Origin of the sequence: Phenylobacterium sp. (genome assembly GCF_016793225.1) — a bacterium.
Taxonomy (GTDB): Bacteria; Pseudomonadota; Alphaproteobacteria; order Caulobacterales; family Caulobacteraceae; genus Phenylobacterium.
This window is the reverse complement of record NZ_JAEUMN010000159.1, coordinates 1-2,710: the sequence shown is the minus strand read 5'-3', so window position 1 is coordinate 2,710 and position 2,710 is coordinate 1. Positions and strand designations below refer to the sequence as shown.

Genomic DNA, 2,710 nt, shown 5'->3' with positions numbered 1-2,710 from the left:
CATCATCCGCAACGAGAAGCGGATGCTGCAGGAAGCCGTCGACGCCCTGTTCGACAACGGCCGCCGCGGCCGCGTGATCACGGGCGCCAACAAGCGTCCGCTGAAGTCGCTGGCCGACATGCTGAAGGGCAAGCAGGGCCGCTTCCGCCAGAACCTGCTCGGCAAGCGCGTCGACTACTCGGGCCGTTCGGTCATCGTCGTCGGCCCCGAGCTGAAGCTGCACGAGTGCGGCCTGCCGAAGAAGATGGCGCTCGAGCTGTTCAAGCCGTTCATCTACGCGCGCCTGGACGCCAAGGGCCTGTCGGGCACCGTGAAGCAGTCCAAACGCATGGTGGAACGCGAGCAGCCCGCGGTCTGGGACATCCTGGACGAGGTCATCCGTGAGCACCCGGTTCTGCTGAACCGCGCGCCGACCCTGCACCGCCTGGGCATCCAGGCCTTCGAGCCCAAGCTGATCGAAGGCAAGGCGATCCAGCTGCACCCGCTCGTCTGCGCGGCGTTCAACGCCGACTTCGACGGCGACCAGATGGCCGTGCACGTGCCGCTCTCGCTGGAAGCCCAGCTGGAAGCCCGCGTGCTGATGATGAGCACGAACAACATCCTGTCGCCCGCCAACGGCCGGCCGATCATCGTGCCGTCGCAGGACATCGTGCTGGGGCTCTACTACCTGAGCCTGGCCAAGGACGCCGAGCCGGGCGAGGGCAAGCTGTTCGCCGACCTGGGCGAGATCGAAGCGGCGCTCGACGCCGGCGTGGTCACGCTCCACACGAAGATCAAGGCGCGCCACACCGAGATGGACGCCGAGGGCGTCGTGGTGACGAAGGTCATCGACACCACGCCGGGCCGGATGAAGATCGCGGCCCTGCTGCCGAAGAACCCGGCCATCGGCCACCGTCTCCTCGAGAAGAACCTCACCAAGAAGGAGATCGGCAACCTGATCGACGCCGTCTACCGGCACTGCGGTCAGAAGGCGACGGTCATCTTCGCCGACCAGATCATGGGCCTGGGCTTCCGCGAGGCGGCCAAGGCGGGCATCAGCTTCGGCAAGGACGACATCGTCATCCCGGCCCGCAAGGCCCCGATCGTCGAGGAGACCCGCAAGCTCGTCGAGGAGTACGAGCAGCAGTACGCCGACGGTCTGATCACGAAGGGCGAGAAGTACAACAAGGTCGTCGACGCCTGGGCGAAGGCCACCGATCGCGTGGCCGACGAGATGATGGCCGAGGTTTCTTCCGCGCCGATCGGCGCGGACGGCCGCCAGGGCGAGATCAACTCGATCTTCATGATGAGCAACTCGGGCGCCCGCGGTTCGCAGGCCCAGATGAAGCAGCTCGGCGGGATGCGCGGCCTGATGGCCAAGCCGTCGGGCGAGATCATCGAGACGCCGATCATCTCGAACTTCAAGGAAGGCCTGACCGTGCAGGAGTACTTCAACTCCACGCACGGCGCCCGTAAGGGCCTGGCCGACACGGCGCTGAAGACGGCGAACTCGGGCTACCTGACCCGCCGCCTGGTCGACGTGGCGCAGGACTGCATCATCACCGAGGAAGACTGCGGCACCACGCGCGGCATCACGCTGCGCGCCGTGGTCGAGGGCGGCGACGTGCTGGTCTCGCTGGGCCAGCGCATCCTGGGCCGCTTCGCGGCCGAGGACGTGAAGGATCCGGGCGCGGGCGACGTGATCGTCCCGGCCGACACCTACCTGGACGAGAACATGTGCGACCTCGTCGAGGCCGCCGGCGTCCAGGCCGTGAAGGTCCGCTCGGTCCTGACCTGCGAGACCAAGACCGGCGTCTGCGGCGCCTGCTACGGCCGCGACCTGGCGCGCGGCACGCCGGTGAACATCGGCGAGGCCGTGGGCGTCATCGCCGCCCAGTCGATCGGCGAGCCGGGCACCCAGCTGACGATGCGGACCTTCCACATCGGCGGCACCGCGCAGGTGGCCGAGCAGTCGTTCTTCGAAAGCGCCAACGACGGCGTCGTGAAGATCGACGGCGGCAACACCGTCACGGCGCCGGACGGCGGCCTCATCTCGATGAGCCGCAACCTGGCCCTGACCGTGCAGGTCGATGGCAAGGACCGTGAGGCCTACAAGGTGCCGTACGGCGCGCGCCTGATGGTGAAGTCGGGCGACAAGGTGAAGCGCGGCCAGCGCCTCGCCACCTGGGACCCCTACACCACGCCGATCATCACCGAAGTCGGCGGCAAGGTGCGCTTCGAGGACCTGGTCGAGAACTTCTCGTTCCGCGAGGAGGCCGACGAGGCGACGGGCATCTCCAACCGCGTGGTCATCGACTGGCGTGCCAGCTCCAAGGGCTCGGACCTGCGTCCGGCCATGGCGGTGCTGGGCGACGACGGCGCCTACAAGCGCCTGTCGAACGGCGGCGAGGCCCGCTACCTGCTGCCCGTGGGCGCCATCCTCTCCGTCGGCGACGGCGACGAGGTGAAGCCCGGCGAGGTGCTGGCCCGGATGCCCACCGAAAGCGCCAAGACCCGCGACATCACCGGCGGTCTGCCGCGCGTGGCCGAACTCTTCGAGGCCCGCCGTCCGAAGGACTGCGCGGTCATCGCCGAGATGGACGGCCGCGTCGAGTTCGGCCGGGACTACAAGAACAAGCGCCGCATCAAGATCACCCCCGAGGATGGTGGCGAGGCGGTCGAGTTCCTGATCCCGAAGGGCAAGCACATCGCGGTCCACGACGGCGACGTC

Annotated in this window: 1 protein-coding gene; it reads left to right on the top strand. The window is 68.1% G+C overall.

Translation table 11 applies throughout. The features are described 5' to 3' along the window. Window positions 1-2,710: DNA-directed RNA polymerase subunit beta' (rpoC, locus tag JNK30_RS18870; protein ID WP_293484618.1), on the top strand; the 2,710-nt coding region annotated here is incomplete at both ends.